Origin of the sequence: Parapedobacter soli (assembly GCF_025460835.1) — a bacterium.
Lineage (GTDB): Bacteria > Bacteroidota > Bacteroidia > Sphingobacteriales > Sphingobacteriaceae > Parapedobacter > Parapedobacter soli.
The window spans coordinates 33,546-55,548 of record NZ_JAMXAY010000013.1; the positions used below are offsets into that span (position 1 = coordinate 33,546).

Annotated in this window: 18 protein-coding genes; 3 read left to right on the plus strand and 15 right to left on the minus strand. The window is 51.0% G+C overall.

Going from position 1 to position 22,003, the window contains the following annotated elements; all coding sequences use genetic code 11:
- Positions 1-10: 10 nt before the first annotated feature.
- From NGM62_RS07690 to NGM62_RS07700, 3 genes are all read right to left on the minus strand, one after another.
- Positions 11-1,345, minus strand: a complete 1,335-nt coding sequence (locus NGM62_RS07690) for a TolC family protein (RefSeq protein WP_262246938.1) — start codon at positions 1,343-1,345, stop codon at positions 11-13.
- Between the two features lie 16 nt (positions 1,346-1,361).
- Complete coding sequence (locus NGM62_RS07695; RefSeq protein ID WP_262246939.1) at positions 1,362-1,958, minus strand: TetR/AcrR family transcriptional regulator; 597 nt, start codon at positions 1,956-1,958, stop codon at positions 1,362-1,364.
- A gap of 219 nt (positions 1,959-2,177) precedes the next feature.
- A complete protein-coding gene (locus NGM62_RS07700) occupies positions 2,178-2,651 on the minus strand; it encodes an Lrp/AsnC family transcriptional regulator (protein ID WP_315975856.1) in 474 nt (157 codons plus the stop codon).
- A 233-nt stretch (positions 2,652-2,884) separates the two neighbouring features.
- On the opposite strand from NGM62_RS07700, the gene NGM62_RS07705 reads away from it, so the two are divergent.
- The 3 genes from NGM62_RS07705 (at position 2,885) to NGM62_RS07715 (ending at position 6,111) form a co-directional block, all read left to right on the plus strand.
- Positions 2,885-3,826: an NAD-dependent epimerase/dehydratase family protein gene (locus NGM62_RS07705; protein ID WP_262246940.1), complete on the plus strand. Its 942-nt coding sequence runs from the start codon at positions 2,885-2,887 to the stop codon at positions 3,824-3,826.
- Positions 3,827-4,250: 424 nt separating this feature from the next.
- On the plus strand, positions 4,251-5,555 hold the full coding sequence (locus NGM62_RS07710) for a site-specific integrase (RefSeq protein WP_262246941.1): 1,305 nt from the start codon (positions 4,251-4,253) through the stop codon (positions 5,553-5,555).
- Between the two features lie 124 nt (positions 5,556-5,679).
- Positions 5,680-6,111, plus strand: a complete 432-nt coding sequence (locus NGM62_RS07715; protein ID WP_262246942.1) for a hypothetical protein — start codon at positions 5,680-5,682, stop codon at positions 6,109-6,111.
- A gap of 426 nt (positions 6,112-6,537) precedes the next feature.
- On the opposite strand, the gene NGM62_RS07720 is transcribed toward NGM62_RS07715, so the two are convergent.
- From NGM62_RS07720 to NGM62_RS07775, 12 genes are all read right to left on the minus strand, one after another.
- Complete coding sequence (locus NGM62_RS07720) at positions 6,538-7,971, minus strand: carboxylesterase family protein (protein ID WP_262246943.1); 1,434 nt, start codon at positions 7,969-7,971, stop codon at positions 6,538-6,540.
- Entirely contained in the window at positions 7,968-8,879 is a 912-nt protein-coding gene (locus NGM62_RS07725) for a phage upper tail fiber protein (RefSeq protein ID WP_262246944.1), read from the minus strand. The genes NGM62_RS07720 and NGM62_RS07725 overlap by 4 nt, the downstream gene beginning before the upstream one ends.
- Positions 8,880-8,886: 7 nt before the next feature.
- The gene (locus NGM62_RS07730; protein ID WP_262246945.1) at positions 8,887-9,657 is read right to left on the minus strand and encodes a hypothetical protein; all 771 of its coding nucleotides are present in this window, start codon (positions 9,655-9,657) and stop codon (positions 8,887-8,889) included.
- Positions 9,657-9,938 (minus strand): hypothetical protein, encoded by a 282-nt coding sequence (locus NGM62_RS07735; protein ID WP_262246946.1) that lies wholly within the window; start codon positions 9,936-9,938, stop codon positions 9,657-9,659. The genes NGM62_RS07730 and NGM62_RS07735 overlap by 1 nt, the downstream gene beginning before the upstream one ends.
- Before the next feature lie 4 nt (positions 9,939-9,942).
- The gene (locus NGM62_RS07740) at positions 9,943-10,434 is read right to left on the minus strand and encodes a glycoside hydrolase family 19 protein (RefSeq protein WP_262246947.1); all 492 of its coding nucleotides are present in this window, start codon (positions 10,432-10,434) and stop codon (positions 9,943-9,945) included.
- Positions 10,435-10,595: 161 nt separating this feature from the next.
- A complete protein-coding gene (locus NGM62_RS07745; RefSeq protein ID WP_262246948.1) occupies positions 10,596-10,826 on the minus strand; it encodes a hypothetical protein in 231 nt (76 codons plus the stop codon).
- A gap of 21 nt (positions 10,827-10,847) precedes the next feature.
- Positions 10,848-11,249 carry a hypothetical protein gene (locus NGM62_RS07750; RefSeq protein WP_262246949.1) on the minus strand — a complete coding sequence of 134 codons (402 nt, stop codon included), beginning with the start codon at positions 11,247-11,249 and terminating at the stop codon, positions 10,848-10,850.
- A complete protein-coding gene (locus NGM62_RS07755; RefSeq protein WP_262246950.1) occupies positions 11,236-11,616 on the minus strand; it encodes a hypothetical protein in 381 nt (126 codons plus the stop codon). Before NGM62_RS07755 ends, NGM62_RS07750 begins: the two co-directional genes overlap by 14 nt.
- 99 nt (positions 11,617-11,715) lie before the next feature.
- A complete protein-coding gene (locus NGM62_RS07760; RefSeq protein WP_262246951.1) occupies positions 11,716-12,816 on the minus strand; it encodes a hypothetical protein in 1,101 nt (366 codons plus the stop codon).
- 18 nt (positions 12,817-12,834) lie between these two features.
- Positions 12,835-17,310, minus strand: a complete 4,476-nt coding sequence (locus tag NGM62_RS07765; RefSeq protein ID WP_262246952.1) for a phage tail protein — start codon at positions 17,308-17,310, stop codon at positions 12,835-12,837.
- Positions 17,307-17,747, minus strand: a complete 441-nt coding sequence (locus tag NGM62_RS07770) for a hypothetical protein (RefSeq protein WP_262246953.1) — start codon at positions 17,745-17,747, stop codon at positions 17,307-17,309. Before NGM62_RS07770 ends, NGM62_RS07765 begins: the two co-directional genes overlap by 4 nt.
- Entirely contained in the window at positions 17,744-21,994 is a 4,251-nt protein-coding gene (locus tag NGM62_RS07775) for a tape measure protein (protein ID WP_262246954.1), read from the minus strand. The genes NGM62_RS07770 and NGM62_RS07775 overlap by 4 nt, the downstream gene beginning before the upstream one ends.
- Positions 21,995-22,003: the final 9 nt, after the last annotated feature.

Consider the following 22,003-nt stretch of genomic DNA (forward strand, 5'->3'; position numbering starts at 1 on the left):
GTGATGGTGTTTACTCGTTTATCAATGATTTAATCTCTCCGCTCGCCTTCTTCAATTGAATCTCGGCGATTTTATAATTCAGCAGGGCCTGTGTATAGCTGTTTTGCGCTTGTGTCAACGCATTTTCAGTATCAAGCAAATCGGTAAGCGGCGCCAGTCCGTTGTTGTAGTTGTTTTGCGTACTCTCATACACCTCCTGGGCCAGTCGTACGTTCTCACGTTGGGAACCGATTGTATTCAATGCATTGCGTAACTGTATCCGCGCGTTCTCATTGGCGAGGCTCAGTGACTGCTTCGTGTTCCATAAGTCCTGTTCGGCCTTGAGGTAGTCAACCTTAGCCTGGCCCATGCGGGCGCGTGTGGCAAACCCGTTGAAAATGGGGATACGCAGGCTGAGACCTATAACCATCGAACCGAACCGCGCAGCTATCGGATCCTCCGAGCTCTTATACAGGTAGTTGAACCGGTCGGACATCGCCGTGTAGGTGTAGTTGCTTACCAGCGCCAACGTGGGGAAGTATTCGGCCCTATAGGCTTTATGCTGCAGATCCAGCAGCTCCAGTTGCTTGGACATCAAATTGAGTTCCACCAAATGGTCCATCCCGTTAGGTTGCTCGGGCAGATCCAGTGCCATCGGGACTTCCTTCAGCTCCGTTTCGGGTAGGACGATGGCCGTCTCGATCGGCATGCCCATGGTGTATTTCAATTGGTTTTCAAGCATCACGATACCATTTACGAGCTCCTCGCGCTGCGTTTCCAGGTTGGTAATATTTACCCGGATCCGGTCCACATCGATTTTCTTTGCCAACCCATTTTCGTACTGATTGGATACAATCTCGTAGATTACCCTCACGTTTTTAAGGTTGGTATCGATCACATTCAGCTGCTCGCGGTTTACCAGTACTTGGTAGTAGTTGGTGGCTACCCGTTCAATCACCTGCTCCTCGGTAAGATCCGCGCTCAACTCATAAAACTCACCGGTTGTTTTCGCGGCTTTCAGCCCGGTAAATACCTGCTGGTTGAATACCTGCTGGTTCAATTGTGCCCCTACGTAGGAATCCCACGGCTGGCCAATGGTAACGGATTGGCCTGCAAAGACGAGTTTACCGATAACGGGATTGTAATTCAACGCGCTATTGACCTCGATCTGGGGTAATGCCGATGCCCGGACTTCTGCGACCTGGTGTTTTCCTCCTTCCACGTCCAACTGGGCCTTTTTCACCGCTTCGCTATGAGTCAGCGCGTAATGGAGTGCATCCTTCAGGGTAAGTACTTGCTGGGCGGATACGGTTTGTGTGCCGGTTAAGGCGACGAGCAGCGTACCGATAATTAATCGTATATTCATTATTGATTTCTTCATATTATTCTTTTTCTCGGAGACCATTGATAATGATTGCAGCAGCCTGTTTTTGCTTTTCAAACATCCGGGCAAGTTCATCCCGGTCAATCAGCGCAAGGGGCGTAGCACGATCACAGAACATGGCAAGCCCCCGCATCATCGATACATAAAGCTCAGACGTAGAAGCAACGTCAAATGTTACAAGCTCATGGCGAGCTATGCCCTGTTTAAACACGCGCGACACGGTATCCACCTCGCGTTGAAATAGGTTTTTGGCCAATCCTTTCCACTTATCTTCGTTGATGTTCATCTCATGGAGGTTAAGAGTGAGCATATAATATTTCTCGAAATAAGCCTTCTTCATGTCCAGTATACGGAAGAGCAGGTCTAACGTATCCTTTGCCTCACCAAATGCTTTTTCGACCGTCGTATCACTCTCATCGATGATGCGGTAGGCGATCGCCTCTATCAATGAAAACTTATCCGGAAAATAATAGTATAGGTTTGCTTTAGAGAGTTGCAGATCTTCCGCCACTTCGCTCATGGTCGTTTTTGCAATCCCGAAATGCGAGAACCGCTTCAACGCAGCCTCGATTATCTGATTTCGTTTATCATCCACAGCGTTCATTTTATCTTTTTACTGTTTGACTTTTTCTAAAATTTGGTCAAAAGTAAAACATAACTAGCAATTAGCAAATGAAAAATTACGCCAGCGATGTGCAGAGCCAATCTTATGACATAACATTTACATAAGCCAGTCGCAAAGAAATGGAATGCCGATGACAACCCTATGGCAGAAGCGTTGGGGTATCCTGAAAAAAACTGGCGGTGATTGAGTTTACAATGGGTATGCGGTGTCACTTCGGGCCTCCTCGAGCACGAAGAAGCTTTGCACTGTACTGATATTGGGCAGTGTCGCTAATTTTTCGCGGAGGAAGTGGTTGTAGGCGTCCATATCGCGCACGGCAACCCGGAGAATGAAATCATACGCACCTGTCAGCTGCATGCATTCCATCACTTCATCGAAGGCAAGTACGTCGCGTTCGAAGCCCAGCAACGTCTCCCGGCTATGGGATGTCAGTAATACATGTGAAAAAGCCACCAAGCTGCGGTCTATCTTTCGCCTATCCAAGATAGCCACCACCCGTTTGATGTATCCCTGTTCCCGGAGTTTACGCCGGCGTTCCTGGATGGCAGCAACAGACCGATTCACCTGTAAAGATAGTTCCCTATTTGACAATGTGGCATCGCGCTGCAAGATGCGCAGCAATTCGATATCTATGGGATCGAGGTCGACCAAAATACTAATCAATTACTTTAACGGCCAATGATTACTTGAACTGATCAAAAGTAGAAAAAAAACGGAATTGTTCAGTTCAAACAATAAATTTACCCGAAATAAAGAATAACTATTGTGTTTTTATCCATAAAAAAGCAATTTTGTATCGTTATTTAGGGCTGCGGTTACACCAGCAAATGGCTATCACACATGAATGATATACCGCAACCCTAATGTAGCGCAGGCTGCTTTTTAACAGATTTCGTATGCAAAAACAGCAAATTATCATTACTGGCGCCAACGGCCAACTCGGTACCGAACTTACATCGGCGCTTCGCGCTCGATACGGGACTGCCAACGTCATCGCTACCGACATCCGTCACCCAGCCGTCGAAACCAACTTCCAGTTGCTCGATGTGATGGATCGCGATGCAGTCCGATCGCTGGTTACCGCCGAAGAGGCTACCACCATCTACCATTTGGCGGCGTTCCTCTCGGCAAGTGGCGAGCAGCGGCCACAGCAGGCGTGGGACCTAAACATGCAGGGTCTGCTGAACGTGCTGGAGGTTGCCCGTGAAACCGGATGCCGTGTATTCTGGCCCAGTAGCATTGCCGTCTTCGGTGCGTACGCACCGAAGACAAACTGCCCACAGAACACGGTGACTCAGCCCAGCACGGTTTATGGTATCAGCAAAGTAGCAGGAGAAAACTGGTGCCGGTATTATCACGATGTATACGGCGTGGATGTACGCAGTATCCGGTACCCCGGCCTCATCAGCCACACGGCGATGGCCGGTGGCGGCACTACCGATTACGCGGTTGATATTTTCCACCACGCCATTCGGGGCGAAGCGTACACCTGCTTCCTGGATGCGGACACCATACTGCCGATGATGTATATGCCTGATGCAGTAGCAGGGACCATCCGGCTAATGGAGGCCCCATCAACAGCGATCAGCATCCGCACTGCCTACAATTTTTCGGCATTCAGTTTCAGTCCCAAGCAACTCGCAGCAACCATCCAGGAGCACCTACCGGAGTTCTCCTGGTATTCCCGGCCCGACTTCCGCCAGCGTATCGCCGACAGTTGGCCGCAGCAGATCGACGATCGGCAAGCCCGCAGCGACTGGGGGTGGAAGCCCCGATATCAATTCGAAGACATGGTAGGCGAAATGCTATCCGCACTAGGCGCCCATATTACGACATAACGATTTTTTTCATGTGTTTGTAAACGCTCCCCGCAGTCTACATCTAAGCACGCGGGGGCGTTTTTTTAACTGGCCGAAATGTACGTATCTTTGGCTGTGACGCAAATGCTCGATAAATTCATGAAGTGCTGCCACCAGCTGACGCAACACGCGGCATCAGCGCGCAACAAAAACTGATCCTAAAAGTTTGGTTCACAGATTTTTATTGATAAAAAAAAGAGACAACTACTGTGTAGTGTCTCCTTAAGTGACCCCGGAGAGGTCTAATTCATACTCATCATCGGAAAACAAGGAGTAATACAGTACTCAAAAGTCGCCCGTATAAACCATACTGCATCATTTTTTAGTCATACCCAAAAATACTATCCAATACTGTGTCGTAATATTTCCGCACAATTCCCGCACAAGATATTATATTTGAGCCATGGCTTTGAAATACTCCGTCCGATTCGTACTCATGCAGACAAGGATAAAAAATAAACCCACATCTCTTCGATGCTTTGTCAGGTTCAACAACTGCCGATCCCCGTTCACCACCGATGTGAAGGTTGAGCCAAGATATTTCAATGTGAAAAAGCAGCAGGCTGATGTCACGGCTAGGTTCGACGGCAGCAAAATAAACGAACGTTTATCGCAGATAGAAGCATTTATCAAATCAAGGTTTGACACAATGGTGGACTATCCTGATCCGGTGCGATTTAGTGAAATATGTAAGCAATACACGAAGTCCGGTGAAATTTTCATTCCTGACGAGACAAAAAGGGATATCCCGAAAACACTCATTGCGTATATCGAACACCTCGCTTCGGAGAGCCGATCGGGCGCCAGAAAGATAGCGAAAGGACCACGTAAGGGCCAAAAGTACAAACCGGACACCATCAAACCATACGATAGCACAGTATACGTTCTTAAACAGTTTGCAAAGCATGAACGAACAGAAGATTATCCGTTCAAATTGGTAGACAGTGATTTCTACAAACGGTTTTCAGCTTACTTCTATGATGTGTTGGGACATTCAGTCGGCTATTTCTCTACGATGATTAAGGTCATTAAGCTTGCGATGAATGAATCCGGGGCAGACAAGCTGCATAATTACCAAGGTCATAATTCTCGCGAATTCATAAAGCCAGGGTATGAGGCTGACACCGTATCCCTCGATCTGGATCAACTGAAAAGACTACAAAACCACATATTTGAAACAGATCAGAAAGAGTATGAGAATGCCCGTGATCTATTTCTTGTGGGATGCTGGACCGGTCTGCGATTTGAAGACTTCAACTCTATCAGGAAGCAAGATATACAAGATGATTTTATCCGCGTCCGAACAGACAAAACCGAGGCCCGGGTATCAATACCTTATCACCCGATGCTCCGGAAGGTGTTCCTTAAATATGATGGTGGTCCACCACCATCGATGCATATCAACGACCTCAATGCACAAATTAAGGTCGCGTGCAGGCTTGCTGGATTAAAACAACCTTACACAATCCGCAGGAACAAAAAGGGCGTTGATACCCTTGAAACCCATCCGCTGTACAAATTGATATCTACCCATACCGCCCGTCGGTCTTTTGCGTCTAATATGTTCCGATTAGGAATACCGTCTCTTTTAATCATGGCAATCACCGGTCACAAGACCGAAAAATCATTCTTGAAATACATTCGGGTCGGAGAAGAAGAGAAATCGCGGATGATGGCTGAACGGTGGAAGGAGATTAAATGGGAATAAAAAATCACAATGCGGTAGAATGGATATCAATGCTTACCATCCCTGTGTAGTATTTATGCTACATTCTAAAGATTAGAAACAAAAAAAAGCAATTTTTTTTTATTTTCGTAAAAAATAATAAGTTATGAAAATTATGCAATCTTTTCTACTCGCAGCCTTCTTGATGGTTAGCTTTTCGGGGTTCTCACAATACAAGAAGGACGGAACGCCTGATATGAGATACCGATCGAACAAATCGGTGTACGGCGGATCATACTACAGTCCGACGCCATCATATACGAATCCGTCGGTAAGGTCCCAAAGCGGCTACTATCGCTCAAATGGAACTTATGTGCAACCACACATGAAGACCAACACGAATACCACTAATCACGACAATTTCTCGACACAAGGAAATTATAATTATTTTAATGGCACAACAGGATCTCGTGCCCGCGACTATTCACCAGAAGCTTACAATTATGGATCGGGTAAGACCATCTACCAAGGCCCGAAAGGCGGCCAGTATTATTATAATAAAAACGGAAATAAAACCTACGTACCAAAGCGTTATTAAAAACTTCTAATAATTGAGCCCCGGAAGTGCCGGGGCTTTTTTGTGCACTTAGCAACCCCAACGATGTCTAAAGTGCCTGTACTACGAGCGGGCCACCCCGGTACACCAAGCCGGGGTTATTTATAAACCATGTTTCTTCCTGGCCAGATCAAAGCATTCAAAAAGCACATCCATTAAATCTTTGGGCCAATTAAGGACATAATTTCCACTTAATATCCATTGCCCCGTCGATTTGCGATAGAAGAAAATGTGATGTACACCGTGTTTATCCTGAAAGTATACATGTGTATTACCTCCAAGGTTATCCATTGTATATGGTACTCGTTTTCGCTCCCCGAAATATTCGAATTCCAATACCCCACTGTAATCTTCCATGCTAACAAAGTTAGCTAATCAACCCATACAACTCCAAACAATTGTTCTTCTCTACAAACTATGGCTCAACAACCAGTCATAGATGCTTTGGTCAAATGGGTCGTAGTTGCTATCTACCATTGGACCCATGCCTGTGCTGTTGAAGACTTTTTGAGGGTACTGATGTAGGAAGTCGTTGAATTGAGTAAACTTGGCAATACCGGGGTTTATTGAATTCAATTCAGCCACACCATCTAGTATGTTTTGCAATGTGTAGGGAGAACCTCCCCAACTCACGCTTTCACCAGAATTTCTAAATGTCCATGTTGGTACCGCCGCTATTTTGTCAATATCGAAGTGCGCCTCATAATCAGGGTCGGCATTATCCCCCCATACAGCTGGGTCGTACGACATGGCTACTCCTGCCGCAACCTGTCTCGTGGTTGCCGCACTTATCCCAATACCCACTCCTGAGGCTCCATCTGAATATCCTATAAGGTACACCCTATCAGGGTCTACATTGTAGTTTGCGAGGACATAAGTAATAAAATCCGTGAGATTCTGTCCGCTATCATACCAGTACACATTTGTCGCAATCTGGGGAGAAAATGCATAAGCATCCTGCTTGAAGTTACCCATCGCCACCGACCAGTTTGGTCCATACTTCATTGCATTGGGCAGTTGTGTGGTTCCGTTACCACGCTCTCCTGAACCGTGCAGAAATATAAATGCAGGCTTCGGGGTGCTTGTATCAGCCGGTATGTACTCCACAAATGGCAGCGGTGACGCTGTAGTTCCAGCTTCTCTAAGCGTTTGAACACCATCTATCACCACATCATATTCCCTAACCACAAAGTAACTCAATGAATTGATATTTACAGAACCAGCGCGCGTGATGACTATCTTTATCTGTCCGCCCTGTGATTTCATTTCATCGAGACGTATCTGCTCCAAGTCATCAAAATCGTAGGATTCTGGCGTAGATGCAGCACTGTCTCCTGAAATTACAAACCTGTTACCCGCTTCTGTACCCATCCTATAATATGCAGAAGTGATTATATCTCCCATGCTTCTCCCCGGCTCGTGGTTTACAAGCTGGATCTGATAACGTTTACTATCATCCAGTCCTGTGAAAACCAGCGAATAGGCGTTGTTTGACCACCATCTATGCCTGTATAGGTTGGAATCAGGAGTGGACGGTGGATTGGAATCGTTAGTCGCCCCTTTCAGCTGGTTAGAATCGGTAACCGTTAGAGTAACTCCTGAAATAGATGAACCGTTTGTATCCACGATAGAGCTGGTCACGAATGGGTTTGGGATATTGCCGTTGTCCAGCACCGGCCGCAAAACATTCGCCCTGGCAACCGCATCACCCGTAGCCCCATCATAAGACAGGTTAAACCTTGCCTCCCAGTTGAAATCTTGAACAGGGGGTAATTCTTTCTCCCATACCAGTGTATCGCCGATGTAGCGCCGCGTTACCTCCTGATTTTCTATAAATCTCATACCGTTGGATATTGGTTAATGATAGCGTATTCTGTATATGGGTCCTTGACAGCAAGTGCCTCGTAGTCTGCCTGCGTGATAGGGAGGTAGTTCTTAATGGGCCAGCCCTTACCCTCTTCCTGCTTGCTTTCAACCATAGCAGCGATTGCGGCGGGCTGAACAGCCGTATTAGCCAATGTTCCCTGTGCAGCAGTGGCATACCGTCCGTCAGCTTCCGACTTGTTGTAATAGTTGCTTAAATCGACGGTCGTGCCCAGCGGGTCCCATTCGGTTCCGGTCCATGCATAGTTCATGTCGGTATCGAGCAGGTTATACACGTCGCCTGCCGTCAGATCATCTGTTGGTAATGCCACATAATTTGCTACCGATCCCTTGAATTTGTAAATGCCGGCTACCTTGCTATCCGTGTAGTTCTTTGCCGCCAGCTCGGCCGCAGCAGCACTACCAGATGCATCAAAGTCCCCGGCCGGGCGGGTCGATGCCGAGCCAAGCCCAATGGCTGCCCGGGCAGCTGCGGCCGTTGCCCCGACGGCCATGAATTCGGGCTTTTCATCGATGTCATCCCACGTCGGATTTGAGAAATTGGAAGACACGATCGGATTGCTCGGATCCGTGTCGTCAATATCGATGCCCGGCCCCGGTTGAATCGATTGCAGCCCCGCGCCGCTGCCCCCACCTACGCTAAAACAATTGGTTTCTATCCAATTCTGCAAATCTTCAGCGCTCCCGAATGCTTCCCCGTTTCCGGTTACCTCATTATAACGGAACGCTATCTCGCCCATTTCCGTCACCAGCCTCGTGCCGCTGGCAAAGGGAATCTGACCTTTGATGCGCGATTTAACGATGTTCCATTTAAACGTTTCCGTTTCGATCGTGACCGTCTTGGCGGTCGTAGTGATTGTTATCATGATATTATTATTTGATGTCAACTATTTTATATCCACCCCGGAAAGCCGGATACCAGTTACCGCTTTCGAAATCATGCAGGTAGTTTCCCTGTAGCCTCAACCTGCCGATGTCCAAGGACACACCCCCTCCCATCAGCACATCGCCCCGGTAGTACTCCCCCACGGCCATCACCGCTATTCCCGTATTACGCTCCGGCGGCTCAATTCTAATGTGCTTCAATCCCATGATGGTGGCGTTGGGGTCGTTCGGCCAGAACCTGCCGTAAGTCCGGCGCTTTGCCAGCAGCCATTTGCGCTCACTGTACCACATCCAGTTCAGCTCCATGTTGTAGGTGTGGTTGAGCAGCGGCGGACGGTCTCCCAGCGGCTTTATGACGTCCACGGTGAGCCACTTGTCCTTGTAGTTGAAGCTGGTGTCGGTCTCGGACATCACGAGCTGCAGTCGCTTTATCTCGGCACGGGCTTGGGTGTAGCTTTGCAGCACGCGGTTCCTCACGCCCCGTTCGTCATGCAGTAGCCTCATTATGCTGTCAATGATGCCTGCACTATCGGTAGCTTGGTTAACCCCCGCCTGTGTAAGCACATGCTCGGTTTCCTCCATTATCACCGCTTCAAGCCCCTTTTCATCAACCTTTCGGCTGATGATCTCGGCCTCTACCTTCACATTCTCTTTTGCCTGCCTCTCGATAGGCGATTCTGCTTGTGGTGGGTTTCGGAATATCCACCACGCGGCGCAAGCAAGCAACGCTAGTAGAATCAGAATGATTGAATTTTTCATTATTTGCCTCCTTTCTGTGCCAGCGAATCCGCCAGCTTTGTATTGGCCCCCCTCAATGCCATTATGGTTGTCGTGTAGGAATCAACCTGCCTTTCCAGCTTCGTCACCCGCTCCCGCAGGTACATCACCTGCTCGATGCAGTCCGCGCTACGGTCGTCCGATGTGGAGAATAGCTTATTGATGAATGTTGTCAGTAGCGCTGTAACGATCATCACAAGAACCGCGAGTGGGTACTTGTTAATCGTGTTAGCTCTTTTGTCATCTATTACGTTGGGCGTCATTTGCTTAGAATTTTTCGGATTTCCACTGAATTATTGCGCGCTCGAAGAATGCCGCCAGCTCGGCAATGTCCATTGCTCGATCAAGCCCGTTGACAATGCGCCGAGCATTATAGTAGTCGTAACCATCCTCCCGGTCGTAGTCAGCCAGCTTCTTGCCCGTGAACCAGCTATCGCGCATACCGCGCACCGTTATGTCGGCGCTAACACTTGGCTCCAGCGCCTTGTCAGGATTACCCACGAGGTCGATGCCCAGCTTCTCCCCTGCCAGCTCGTAGTTCCTGCGTCCTGTCAACTGGATATCGCCCATCCCGCGGTACAGCCATCCATCATCCGTGCCGGGCCGATTACCGTTGCGCGACCCATACACGTAGTTAGCCAGCTTCTGCGGCTGCCTGACATAAGGCAATGCGCTCGCGATCGTTGGGAAGCGGCTAGGCCATACCTGCATTAACCGCTCCGCTGACGTGTAGTTAAGATTCTCTACGGTCGGTTGCATCTTGCCTCCCGTTTCGTGATAAACAGATGCAAGGATGTACGCGAGGTGGTACTTGCTTCCGATCGCGTGAATGAGCGCGGAATCAACGATCCGCTTGACGCCATCCACTTGGGATGACGTCCGGATCTTCGGCGCGATATGTTGCCAGAACTGGTTCATGGCTACTTCTCGCTAAGTGCTTGGTCTGCCGTCGTGACCTTAGCCACGGCCGTAAGGACGAAGCCAGCAGTAGCCACGTAGCCCGCTACCTGCCGCACCTGTTCAGACAGGGCAATGTTGTCGGGGGCCAGTACCAGTGCGGCCGAGATGGCCGTAAGAGTGGCGCCCAGCGCCATCGCCTTCTTCCAGAATTTCGGTGTCTCCGAGTTGAGACGTTGCCAGATTGTTTTCATGATTTATGTGGGATTAAATAGTTACTCCTTCACCAGCCACTTGCCCAGCACGCCAGCATCACGGTAGTCAAGTCCGCCGTCTCTGATCGCGTCTCGCTCGAACTCCTCGGTGGAGAAGATCCGGAGCTCTGCTATGGATACGGAGGATTCCTCATTCGCGATGGCGTCAAGGTCCGCAGTCAGCTCCTGGAACTTCGGATGCTCGGCCGTTACCGATTCGCCGGGCTTGATGCCGTGCTTTCCGAATACTTCGATCCGCTTCGCATTAGCTTCCGGCAATGCCCGGTCGATAATCTCGGTAAGCTTGACCGCACGCTTGACCGCTCCGTAGTCGGATGCCTTGAAGTTGCCCAGCTTGCCCGAAAGGAATTCGAGAAGGCCATATTGGGCCATTTCCGGTTTGGTTGCCTTAGCCTTCGCCATTGCCACCTCCTTCCTGCTCGCTGCCTTGGATGCTTTTCAGCACTTTGGTGATCTTTGGCGACACCGCCGTAATGACCGCCTGAAGCTCGGGTGTGATTTCCTGCTCGACCGGGCCGTCCGGCGTATTGACCGGCCACGGGTTGTGGCTAATCGTCTTGATGTCCGTGCCGGGCAGGAACACCTCGCCGTTGTTGTCGAGTGTGTCCTCGGTGTAGTTGACATGGACCGATCCGTTGGCATGGATCGACAGGTCGGTAAACCGCGCTACCCTGGGCAGCCCGGTGCGCTCGCATGCGGATATGGGAGCGGTGATGTTGATTTTAGACATGTCTTGAATCTTTATTGATTTTCGATTTTCCTCCTCCATTTGAGGGGCTATTATTTACCTTTTTCTTGCCAACCACCTTGTAGATAGCAAGTGCGATTAATAGGACTACCGCTATTGTTATTGCTGTTTCCATGCTTATTATAATGGGTCATCACACAGTCCGTTGGCCACTTCCACCCCGGCAGTAATCTGCACCCAAATCCTAGCCGGGCCGGTGCCCCTTGAGTAGAATCCGTTGGTTGCTAGCACCGTGAGCGACGGCCCGTCATAGTGCTTGTTATCCAAGTAGCTCCTGTACGTCGTTGCCGGTGCGCTGATTGCGCAAGCATTAGCGGCGTTATTGACGGCAAAGGCCACCCAGCTGAATAGCATGTAATTGGCTGGGTCGCCAGATGGCCATCCTCCCGGCACTGCGCTTCCGGATTGTGTGACGTCGCCCGCACCCCCGGTTACACGGTACCAACGCCCTCCGGCGGTATCGACGTAGAATCCATCAGGCACTGGTGTAGATGCGCCTGAATCCGCGTAGAGCTTACCGCCTATCAATAGTTTCACGGTGTAGTACCTTGCTGTGAGGGTCGATGACGTCTCTGCTGCCGAAGCTGTGGTCGCGTGGTAATACATATTGATCGTACCTGCCTGTACTGTGACTGTTCTGATGGTGGGGCTTAGAAATACTCCTTCCGGATTCTGATGGTATGACCGAACCTGAATAGTCTGCCCGAACTCCACGTAATCTGATATGTCCGTCACGGGGCTGGAAATAGTGGTATTCTGAGGAATATTCCCGAACTGGATGGTTGCCCAGCCCGCCCCCGAGTTAATCTGGACGCCGTATATGCCATTATCGTAATACGCCGATTGGACGCTGAAAGCTTCTATAATAAAGGCCGACAAGCTGTGCTGTGAGATATTTGGCACCGCTGCGACCGTGCCCAGCGTATTCAGCCCCGCGTCATTAAACCACTGGATCATCTGTCCGGATGGGCCCCGCCCCCGGCCTGTCCAATGCCTTGCCGTGTTGTGCATGGCGTAGTTGTCACTGCCGATGGTGCAACCGCCGATGAAACCCGCTACGCCGTCCTTGGTGGTGTTAAGTAGGAAATCGAGGTAGAACCGCGACTTTAAGACGGATTCGGTCGCATTCGGTATAGCGATGTCCGCTTTGACCGAGTTTGCATTGGTCGTGCCGTCGTGTAATTTTTCTGTTCTGTATGCACTATTTGGCGCTGCGCACATATTCTTTTCTCCTTTCTTTTATGAAACCCATATATATCTTTTGCCCGATTCGGGTGATGAAGGTGCTGCCGATGGCACGATGATAGCGGACGGCTCAATGACGGGGCATGTGATTTTGCCCGAAAAGGATGTAGCCCCGTCTGGCGAGATTACGGCCTGACCGGTCGCAGAACCTGTCCCGGAAGGCCTCAAATAGAGAGATCCAAGAGGTGACGCAAGAATGACGTTGCCTGTTGCCGTTTCGCGAAGTACAGACGTGCTGGCGAACGAAATACCCCCAGTATTTGCCGCCGATGCCGCGATGGTTACCGAACTTGAAAAGGTATGTACTCCCGTCCACGTCTTATTGCCTGATAACCCCGTTTGGTTACCGGACGACCAGACGAACTCGGATTTGTCAAGATTCTGCGTTGTCCAGAACGTATGAACGCTATTCCACCCGCTGTGATTGGTGCGGAATTGGACTGTCTGGGCTGACGTGTTGAACCACAACTGCGCCATGCGTGTTGACGCCAATGCCATGTGTATGCCCGCGCCGAGCTGTGTAAACGGCGTATTTGCCGCGGTGCTTGCGCAAATAAATTGGTTTGCTGCCCCGAGTCCGTCAAATGCTGCGATACTACCAAGTGAGTTTATAGACGCCAGTCCCCATTGGCGATAGTCTCCCCATCCATACGCCGCATTCCAATTACTCACTTGCCCATTGGTCGGTAAAGTGTATCCCGACGCAACCGAAACGCTAAATGTCGTATTACCCGTTTGATTGGCTCCGAAACTAGCGGATCCGGAAAGACCAGTGCCCGTCGATAGCGATAGCGTGCCGCTCCCGATGGTGGGGAACGTGGCCAGCGAGCCGTTGCCTCGGATGTATTGGGAGGTCGTGCCGTTGGCGAGGTTGCCGGAGTGCCATAGCTCGTACCAAGGCGTTAGACCTCCGTTGTTTTTTGAGCGAAACCAGTACCGACCATCAGCACCCCCATGTCCGTTGTTGTAGTAAAATTGGACACCTGAGTTGTTGCCTCCTCTTGAGAACTTTATGAACCCACCGTATGATTTCCCGGAAGGACCATCCCCAGCCCATGTGTTGGTTCCGTACCCTGAACGGTAGCCGCCAAGTGGCAATGATTCGTCTAAGTTCTCAACAGCTCCAGAATTTTGACCGACGAAATAGTTGTTAGAGAAATATCCCTCAGAGCTGTGATTCCCCCAAGAATACGCAGTCTGCCCGTTCACTATCCGGCTATCATTCCCTTGTGCTACTGTATTAGCTGTCGTGCCGAATGGCCTGTTGAAGCCTGAATTCTTGGCGAATGCCGGCTCCTTGCCATCGAGCGCCGCTTGCAATCCGGTAATTTGGCTGATTGGGTGCGTGTGCGACGCTGGCGCATAGCTTGCGGTGAAGTTCACCCACTTGCCGGTACTGCTGTTGTACCGCAAGAGCTGATTATTGGCGAGGGATGCCAAGGCAATGTCATCCAAACCAGCAAGTGTGCCGGACGTTCCCCCACCGCCTCCGCTTCCCGGCGCACCGAACCAGACATAGGCCTGACCGGAATGCGGGCCAGTGGGTGCCGACTGCGGAATGGAAAGCGCACCCGTGAAGTGATTGTGCGCGGTCCATGTATTCGATCCGGCGAGAGTACCAAAATCAGATGGATTGAGGTTGCCGTCGTGCCAAAAGATATTCCAGTTTCCCCATGCGCCGGTGTTGCCTTTGTTGCGTATCGCAAAAACACCGTTCCCCCGAAATGGCCAGTTAACTTGTAAAAGGTCATTATTTCCAGTTGAATATTGATTGACTGTTAAAACACTCGCTTGAGAAGTTGGCCGGTTACTAGCGACAGTGTTAAGCTCGAAGCTACCCCTTACCGCGTCGTTGAGGTCAGAAAGCGCTTGATAAGCTGGCGCATTGAATATATTCCAATACCCAGCCTCCGTATGGTTGCCCCACCCAAACGCCGTCTGCCCATTAACTATCCGGGAATCATTCCCCTGCGCTACCGTGCCGGATGTAGTTCCGAAGTTTTTGTTAAACGCAGAATTCTTCGCGAAAGCCGGCTCCTTGCCATCCAATGCTGCCTGCAGACCAGTCACCTGTGAAATCGGATGCGTGTGGCTGATGGGCGCATACCGGGCATCTAGCTGACTGTTATTTCGCACCTGCGCTGAACCCGTACCCAACACGGCATACCCGCTAAGGTCAACGGTGAACGTGGAGTTAACCCACTTACCCGTGGAACTATTATATCGAAGAAATTGATTGTTCGTGACGCTAGACAACGCAACGTCATCCAGCCCTGCCAAAGTACCAGCCGAACCGCCGCCGCCTCCGCTTCCCGGCGCGCCAAACCATAGGTAAGCCTGTCCCGCATGAGGCCCAGATGGCGCAGCCTGCGGAATTGACAAAGCGCCCGTAAAATGATTGTGGGCGGTAAACGTATTGTCCGATGCACGCACCGCGTAGCCAGCCAGCTGGTGGTTGCCCCACCCGTGCGCGGTTTGCCCGTTAATGATACGGGAATCGTTCCCTACCGCTACCGTGCCGGCAGTCGTGCCTGTCGGTATGCGCGCGATAGCCAGCGTACCTGCGTTAATGTCGCTGGCGTTGTGCGTGTGCGCCGATGGTGCGAAGGTGGTAGGCTTGTCCGACACCTCCGCCCACGTAGGCATCCAGCCTATCGCCTTATACCGCGCATCCAGCTGCGTGTTGTTCCGCACCTGACCGCCTGCCGTTCCCAGTACCGCGTACCCTTGGGCGTTCACCCAGCTTTGCGTCGCGTAGCCAGTAAGGTCGACGGTGAAGGAGCTATTCTTCCATCGTCCTATGCTGGCATCATAGGTGAGCACCTGATCGTTCTGCGGCGATGTTATTAGTGTGTCGTCCAAGCCCGCCAACGTGCCGGACGTTCCCCCGCCTCCACCTGAACCCGGCGCGCCGAACCAAATGTAAGCCTCGCCTGGAACGACGTCTTCCGTGAGTGGCGCGGCAAGCGGCACCGACAACAGATGTGTGTTGCGCGTGCCCCTGACAGTAATAGCCCTGTCAGTTACCGACCCCCGTCTAGTGACTGATTGCAATGTTTCGCTAGTCTGCAATGACCCGTCAGCCAGCCCCGATCGTTGGATCGTGTATGCAAGCCTATCCTGCGCGTTTCGCTGGCTTACCAGCTCGCTAACTGTGATGATGTTAGACAGCGACACCTCGTATCGGTACGGCTCCTGCAGGTCGCGTGTGAAGCCGGAAATCCGTATGTCGGTATCAACACCCAGCGGCGTATCCACGATCCTCACCGTATTGCCAAGCACCAATTCCACCGCGTCCTCAAGCACATATTTCGGCTTGAGCGATGCCGACCAATTGTAATGGCTGACCTTGTAATCTTCCAAATACTGCTCGCCGATATCTTGCAACTTAGCCTCCTCTGCGGCCACATAGGACGGTGGCATGAAGATGTCGAGCAGGACATACTTGTCGCCGACAGCGGGCTTCAGCACGGCGTTAGGCACGCCCGACGGATATGCTGGATCGTCAATTATTGGATTGAGCGTAATTTGTCTGGTTGCGTGGTCGTAACCAGCGTCGGCAATGGTAAAGGTAAATCCAGCCAATTGACCTGAAATAAACGCCACCTTTGCCGGCTCATTGGTCAGGTAGCTATTGATATTAAAATCAAGCGAAGTGTCACGGAAAACGTTGTCAGCCGTAACATGGCTCACCGTTCCGACCCTGTGAGGATATATGTTGTCGAAAGTGACCGTCTGCTCCACGACGTCCCCTACTGGCGTGACCGTAATAGGATTGCCGCCGGTGGGCTGCAAGCGTCGGTGTCCGTAGTCGGCCGGAAGGTTGCGCGTGCCACCCAACACAGTCAGTCGGTTAATGACCGGGATATCGCTACGATCGCGCCGCAGTTCATAAAGTTCATTTGCCTTGCCATACTCCCAGGTAAGGCCGCTTGAAGCTTGGTTGCGTCCGAAATTGATCTGCTTTCCCGTTACCCAGAATTCAAGGTTATACTTGTCGGCCAAATCTTGCAATACCGTCAGCAACTTGGCGTTGCTGTACCCGAATTGCATCACCTCGGTGGGTTCTACAGCGCCCACCGTCCATCCGCTTGATACCCGATTGGCGTTCCTGACGATTAAATCAATCATCGTGGCCGCATCCGACATCATGTAGACTTCCGATTCAGTCAGCTGGTTATCCTTGTCGAGCGTCTTTAGCTCCCATTTTCCTAGGTCGTAATACAGCGCCTCAAATTCGAGCTGGTACGTGAAGCCTATCTTATCGAACCGCCTGCCAATATTGGATGGTCTGTTGATTTTATAGGTCTGGCCGTACACCTCGACGGTGTCGCCGATTTGGAACGCGACTGGCGAAGGCAAAGAGAATTCCATCTCCACCCTGTCCTCGGACATGATAGCCTTGAACTGCTTTCCGGATGCTCGGACCGCAGCAATGACGGTACTTCCTCTTTTAATCTCGTAGATCATGTCGTAATCGCAAATCGCTCTGTGGGATGGTCGTCGACCAAAACCAAATTGAACTCAAATCCAACCTTTCCCGACCTGAACGTGCCAAGCTTCCGCACACCCGTCATGTCCTGATACGATACTTTGTAGCGACGGTTCCGGCTGACGATGTCGAAATTGAACTCACCGGTGGTCATCAGGAAATCACACAACGCGTTGTATTTCGTGTGGAAATCCGATTCGCTGGTGGCCATAAGCGTACAGGGGATGACCAGCGTCCGGCTTTCAAACCGCCGGGTGCCGAGGTAACGTTCCGTGCCGTTCTCGCCCGCCCAGTTGATCGATAGGCCGTTATCCTTCAGCTTCGGTGCTTTCAATAGCTCGGCATCCGTACCCTTGCCGAAGTATATCCCCCATTGTGTAGCCGGGTCGTATGTATTCCACCTGTAGTTACTCATCGTAATCCTGCCCCCCTCATCAGGCTGTCAGTGTTGGAGATTTTGTTATTCAGCGAAACGATGGCCGTCTCGATGTTGGCGAGCCGATCGGTATTGTCAGCCGTACGGCCTGTATTCGCGTTGATGCTTACCAGCACCGCCAGTTTCGCATTCATGATCTGCAATTGTTCGTTGTAGATGTTCGTGTTGGATTTGGTGACTTCCAGCAATTGCAGCTGGGCTAGCCTTAGCCCGCCGAATTCGGCCTCCAGCCTGTTGGCCGTGCTTTCAGTAATGCCTGAGATGGCGCGGGAAAGTCCCTTGCTCTCAGAATCTTCCGATTCAAAACTGATTCCCGTAAGTTCTTTTAGGTCGTCGAATTGCTTTTTCGCATTGTTTATGATGTCGTTGTATGCGCTTTCAAGATCAGATATCTCGCCCCTGTTCAATCCATCCTCCGCTGCGGTCGCAAAGTCCTCATACCAACCCTGCAATTGGGTTTCCAGCACATTTCGCTTCAAAGATTGCAGGATGGCCCGTTGCATGATCTTCTCGAAGTTGTCGGCAAAATCTTCAGCGGCAATGGTGCCACGCTCGAACATCCCTACAATATCATCAGCGATGCCGCCGAATGTGGTGCCTGTGAGCTCGGCGCGCAACTGGTTGTTGGCTTCCTTCCATAACTCATACTGTTCGATGATGTTGTTTATTTTCGCAGACATCACATCGTCGAACTTCCCCTCGTCAAGCATTCGCCGAAGACGGGTAATCTCCTCTTGGGTGATATCCTCGATGGATTTCCAGTCAAACCGGTACTGTTCGGCATTTAGCACACGCTCGCGCAAATCTTTGAGTAGTCGCTCCTCTACTTCCCAATCGGTGCCCCAACGCTTGAACGGGTTGATTTTATTCCAAAAGTTGTCGGCTTTTTTACTGGCATGTTCAATGGCTTTGTCGAGTTCCTCAATGGAACCGAAATTCTTGTTGAATTCGTCCAGAAGCTGGTTATTACCCCTGTTGTTGCCCTGCAATGCAACTATACCCAAAGGTAGGCCGGAAATGCTTTCGTTTACTGTTCTAGCGGCATCGTTGGCCGCTTTGGAATAGGCAGCAATCTTATCCGTTCCGTAGATGTCATTAACCAGCTGTAACTGGTATTCGAGCGCACGCGTGACCGCATCAAGCTGTTTGATCTGGAAATCGTTAGCCTCCTTTTCCCGCTGGGCACGCTTGCTGTAAGATGCCTCAATGGCTTCGGATATCCCGCCAAATAAACTAAGGAACGCACCGATGATGGAGCCGATACCGCCTGCCTTACTCATGCCTCCACCCACATCTTGGAAGGTTTGCCCCAACGTTTTGGCAAGCTGGCTGACTTGACTAACCATGGCGCCAATCGTTTTGAATGAGCCCGACATCGTGCCGTCAAAACGGATGGCCGACTCAACCAGCTGGCCAAAGCCATCTACCAACCCAGTGAGGTTGGCAAAATTCTCCTGCTCCACATTTTCAATCGCACCGGTGAAAAAATCGCCGAACATCTTTTTCAACTCCGCCTTTTCAGCCTCGGTAGCACCCCTCATGGCATCGATGAGGTTCATCACATACTCCTTACCGTGCTTTAAAGCGGTAAGCGCTACCGCGGATCCGGCCGTATCAAGAGAACTCATCATTTCCTTGTACCACGCATCGCTCTCGATTTCGGTTTTATAAAGCTCTTTCAGTTCCTCATCCAGCTGGAGCTTGCGTAATCTTCGGCCTTCTTCGTCGAGCTCCTGCATATCCTTGGCGGCATTCTCACGCAATCGTACGCGCTTCTGCTCGTAGGAGGCATAATCTTGCAGGAGGCGCTGGGTATTGGCATCACGGTCCTGCTGCTCCTGTTTCACGATGCCGCGTTGCAAGTCTAGCAGTTCTTTAAGCCGCTCGGATTCCGGGCCCGTGAGCCCAGCGGCCATTGACTTACCGATTAGCAGCGCCGTTTGTTCCTCTACCCGCTGGCGGAAGCTGTCGATGATATCCAGCTCCTTTGCATATCGCTGGCGGGCCGACGTTTCTCCCAGTTCGTTCTTCCAGCTTTCGAAGTCACGCCAAAGTTCACGCTGTCGGTCCAGCTGGGTGATCAGCAATTGAGTATCTTGACGGTACTTGATATCACCCGTCTCACGCGCTTCCATTCCGTCAATTACGGATAGCACACCCGGACCTATTCGTTGGCTTGCAGGGGCTTTTCGGTTATGCTCCTCGATGACCTGCCGTAGCTTGTCGTAATGATTGCGGGTTTCCTGAAGCTCACGCTCATTGGCGGTCATGCCTTTGGCTTGGATGTCGGCTTCCTTCTCGGCAATCCGTTGCAGGATATCCAGCCGCTTATCGCCCCAGCGCTCCAGATCCTTATTAGCTTTTTCACCCTCTTTGGTTTTACCCATCAGCAGGTCTCGTTCCTCGGTCAGTGTTTTGAGGGATTCCTTGAGGCCGTCGATCTTCTTCTTATCGAATACGGCATCAGGGCTCAATGCCGATTTAAGCTCGGCTTCCGTGGTCGATATCTCCTGGTTCAGCTCTTTTAAGCGTTCGGTGATGGTGACCACCGGCTCGGTAATGTCCTCCGGTTTAACGCCGGTGATGATTTCCTCGAATTTGTCACCCCATACTTTCTTCAACTCATCCATAGAGGTTTCCAGCACCTTCTTCTCCTGGTTCACGATACTTTCACCCATGGATTCACCGCTGAACAGGTCCCGGAAATACCGCCCCCATGTGCGATCGCTCCCCTTGTAGAATGTGTTCTGGAACGACCGCCCGAACTTGGTCCACATATCGATCCCCTTAACGCCGTTTCGGTTTAGCTCATCCATCTTTTCCGCAAGGGCATTGAACTCTTCGAATGCCTTTCGTGCTGATGCGGCCTCCCTGATTTTGGCGATGTATTCGTCTAGTGCTGCAGTAGCCTTGCCCGTGGCCACCTCTTCCTGGGAGTAGGAAAGTAGGATGCCGTCCGTCTGATCGAGTAGTTTCTTGTATGCGGCCTCCTTCTGTTCTGCAGTAGAAGTCTGGCTCTTCATCACCTCGATGAGCTGCTCTATCTTTCGTTTTTCCTCGTCTGCTGATCTGGCGCCAGCCTCTTCGGCCTCGTTAAGCCGCACCCTGGCTGCTGCTGTTGCGTCTGTGATTTGGTTCAAGGAATAGATGACAGCAACCAGTGCAGATATAGCAGCTGTGTAAGCGGCCGTCGTCATCATGAGTGCTAATTGCCGTGATCTTAGCAACTCCAGTAACGCAGCCTTGGCCTTCATGGCGTTGAAGTGCAATAATTCAACAACCGTCCACCCTTTCGTTAACGATATGTTGAGCTGTTGTACGGCCGCTGTAGCGATTAGTGCAGCTCGATAAGAACCGTATACAATTACCAGCCCCGAAAGTATATCAAGCAGCTTATCGTAATTCTCTATAATAGTACTAACCCCGGAAATGGTAGCGTTTATGATGCCCTCGTTTGACTTTCCGATATCATTGAGTACCATGTCCCAAGCATCGCGTACACGCTCTATCTGTCCTTGGAATGTTTGGCTTTGTGCCTCCATAAGGCCGCCGAACATCGAGCCCTCGGCGGTCATATTGCGGAAAGCCTGCTGTATCTCTTCGAACCCCACCTTGCCGCGCGAAACGAAATCATTAACCTGGTCGACAGTAGTTCCCAGCACCTGTGCCAATTCCCGGTAGATAGGGATACCTCGGCCCGCGAACTGCCGGATATCCATGAGATATGCGCGACCCTGCATCCTCAGTGTACCATATAGGTAGGTAAGCTCACCGATCGGTTGAGAGGTCCCCGCAGCGACGTCACCGAGCATACGTAGCTCCTCGGTGACTTCCTCGGCGATGGAGCCGTAGGCAAGCAGTTGTTTAGCCGCGTTGGCGGCGTCTTTCAGCCCGAACGGCGTGGTGCCGGCAAAGTCGACCAGCTCGGCCAGAAGTTTGTTCGCTCTATCCTTGCTTTTCAGCATCGTGGTGAACGTGATATCCAGCTGCTGGAATTCGCTGCGGACATTGATAAGGTCATTAACGAATCGTGATATCGCCTGCTGGCTGAAATATCCGGCAATGGACGCGGCGAACACAGACATGGCTTTATCCATCCGCTTCGTTTCCTTCACGGTGGTATCCGCCATGCCGACGATACGCTGCTCCATGGCGTTCAGTTGCCGCTTGAAGTCGGTATCCTTTATGTAAGCATCGAATGAAAGCCGTCCGCCGTTGATATCCATTTCCCGTTA

Bases quoted from the DNA above. Each gene is read 5' to 3' on its own strand.
- NGM62_RS07690 (WP_262246938.1), bottom strand. From the start codon at position 1,345: ATGAATATACGATTAATTATCGGTACGCTGCTCGTCGCCTTAACCGGC.
- NGM62_RS07705 (WP_262246940.1), top strand. From the start codon at position 2,885: ATGCAAAAACAGCAAATTATCATTACTGGCGCCAACGGCCAACTCGGT.
- NGM62_RS07710 (WP_262246941.1), top strand. From the start codon at position 4,251: ATGGCTTTGAAATACTCCGTCCGATTCGTACTCATGCAGACAAGGATA.
- NGM62_RS07715 (WP_262246942.1), top strand. From the start codon at position 5,680: ATGAAAATTATGCAATCTTTTCTACTCGCAGCCTTCTTGATGGTTAGC.
- NGM62_RS07720 (WP_262246943.1), bottom strand. From the start codon at position 7,971: ATGAGATTTATAGAAAATCAGGAGGTAACGCGGCGCTACATCGGCGAT.
- NGM62_RS07725 (WP_262246944.1), bottom strand. From the start codon at position 8,879: ATGATAACAATCACTACGACCGCCAAGACGGTCACGATCGAAACGGAA.
- NGM62_RS07730 (WP_262246945.1), bottom strand. From the start codon at position 9,657: ATGAAAAATTCAATCATTCTGATTCTACTAGCGTTGCTTGCTTGCGCC.
- NGM62_RS07735 (WP_262246946.1), bottom strand. From the start codon at position 9,938: ATGACGCCCAACGTAATAGATGACAAAAGAGCTAACACGATTAACAAG.
- NGM62_RS07740 (WP_262246947.1), bottom strand. From the start codon at position 10,434: ATGCAACCGACCGTAGAGAATCTTAACTACACGTCAGCGGAGCGGTTA.
- NGM62_RS07745 (WP_262246948.1), bottom strand. From the start codon at position 10,826: ATGAAAACAATCTGGCAACGTCTCAACTCGGAGACACCGAAATTCTGG.
- NGM62_RS07750 (WP_262246949.1), bottom strand. From the start codon at position 11,249: ATGGCGAAGGCTAAGGCAACCAAACCGGAAATGGCCCAATATGGCCTT.
- NGM62_RS07755 (WP_262246950.1), bottom strand. From the start codon at position 11,616: ATGGAGGAGGAAAATCGAAAATCAATAAAGATTCAAGACATGTCTAAA.
- NGM62_RS07760 (WP_262246951.1), bottom strand. From the start codon at position 12,816: ATGTGCGCAGCGCCAAATAGTGCATACAGAACAGAAAAATTACACGAC.
- NGM62_RS07765 (WP_262246952.1), bottom strand. From the start codon at position 17,310: ATGATCTACGAGATTAAAAGAGGAAGTACCGTCATTGCTGCGGTCCGA.
- NGM62_RS07770 (WP_262246953.1), bottom strand. From the start codon at position 17,747: ATGAGTAACTACAGGTGGAATACATACGACCCGGCTACACAATGGGGG.
- NGM62_RS07775 (WP_262246954.1), bottom strand. From the start codon at position 21,994: ATGGATATCAACGGCGGACGGCTTTCATTCGATGCTTACATAAAGGAT.